The following is a 1422-nucleotide window of genomic DNA, read 5'->3' on the forward strand; positions in this document are numbered from 1 at the left end:
AAGGAAAAGGTGAAGGCTTTGAACCAGAAACAGACTGAAACTGATGTGATCATTATCGGTGGTGGGCAGGCCGCTTTATCTACCGCTTATTTTTTAAAGCGCAAGAAAATCCCATTCATTATATTGGATGAGCAAAATCAAGCGGGGGGTGCCTGGCTGCATACCTGGGAGTCATTGCGTCTTTTTTCTCCTAATACCTGGAGTTCTCTATCCGGTTGGATGATGCCCATCACTGAACAGACCTATCCAACACGAAATGAGGTGATCCAGTATTTATCGGCTTATGAACAGAGATATCAATTTTCGATTGTTCGTCCAGTACATGTCGATCGTGTGGAATCGAAGGGAAAGTATTTAGACGTATATGCTGGAGAAAAGTTTTGGCGAGCCAAGGTGGTGGTCAGTGCAACAGGGACATGGCGCCAGCCGTTTATTCCTGATTATCCGGGACAGGAAAACTTTCAAGGCACGCAGTTACATTCAGCCCATTACCTGAATGCAGATTCATTTAAAGATAAGAAAGTCATCGTGGTGGGTGGGGGGAATTCGGGCGCGCAAATACTCGCTGAGGTTTCACAAGTTGCTGAAACCATTTGGGTCACAAAAACTCCGCCTCAATTTTTACCTGATGATGTCGATGGTCGAGTACTGTTTTTAAGAGCAACTGAGCGTTTAAAAGTACAACAAGAAGGAAGAAAAGTTGACCAGCCAATAGGTGGCCTAGGTGATATTGTGATGATCGATAGTGTCAAAGAGGCAAGGAATAGAGGAGTCTTACATAGCCGTCCACCTTTTCAATCTTTAGCTACAGATGCAGTTATTTGGCCAGATGGAAAAAAAGAGAAAATTGATGTGATTATTTGGTGTACTGGATTTAAGGCTTCATTAAATCATCTAAAAAGTATAGATATAGTAGAGCGAGATAACTTTGTAGAAGTTCAAAATGGAAGGTCTATTAAGTTACCTAACTTGTGGTTAGTTGGATATGGAGATTGGACAGGTATGGCATCTGCAACATTAATTGGCGTTTCTAGAACAGCGAGAGCTACAGTAGATGAGATCTTCACTTATCTACAAGAAATTAATACTAAAAAATTTTCAGAATAATTATCCATATCGAGTATAAGAATTTTAGAATCGGTTTTGTGTCTAGGCTACTGGGAGCATTCCAATATTTTGATTATTATTTCACTAAAAGTGTCTACAAGATCATGCTCTTCATTAAGCCATAATTTTTGATATTTAAACCTAATTTCATGAATTGCACTAAAAAGAGGGAACTCTTTCATAATTTATAATTAAATTAGAAGTTTTCTTAGGAAGCTGTTTAATATTATTGATATCTATACAGTTTTTCTTGTAAAAGCGCTTCATTTATAGTGAGTATTTCAATAAAATAAGGGAGCTAGCTCCCTTATTTTA

The 1422-nt window shown here is 38.4% G+C and carries 1 protein-coding gene; it reads left to right on the forward strand.

The window, feature by feature from the left end; all coding sequences use genetic code 11:
• The first annotated feature begins 18 nt into the window (after positions 1–18).
• A complete protein-coding gene (locus tag RJ01_RS15105; protein ID WP_026444402.1) occupies positions 19–1107 on the forward strand; it encodes an ArsO family NAD(P)H-dependent flavin-containing monooxygenase in 1089 nt (362 codons plus the stop codon).
• The last annotated feature ends 315 nt before the right edge of the window (positions 1108–1422 follow it).

Origin of the sequence: Acinetobacter sp. YZS-X1-1 (assembly GCF_000804305.1) — a bacterium.
GTDB classification, from domain to species: domain Bacteria; phylum Pseudomonadota; class Gammaproteobacteria; order Pseudomonadales; family Moraxellaceae; genus Acinetobacter; species Acinetobacter variabilis.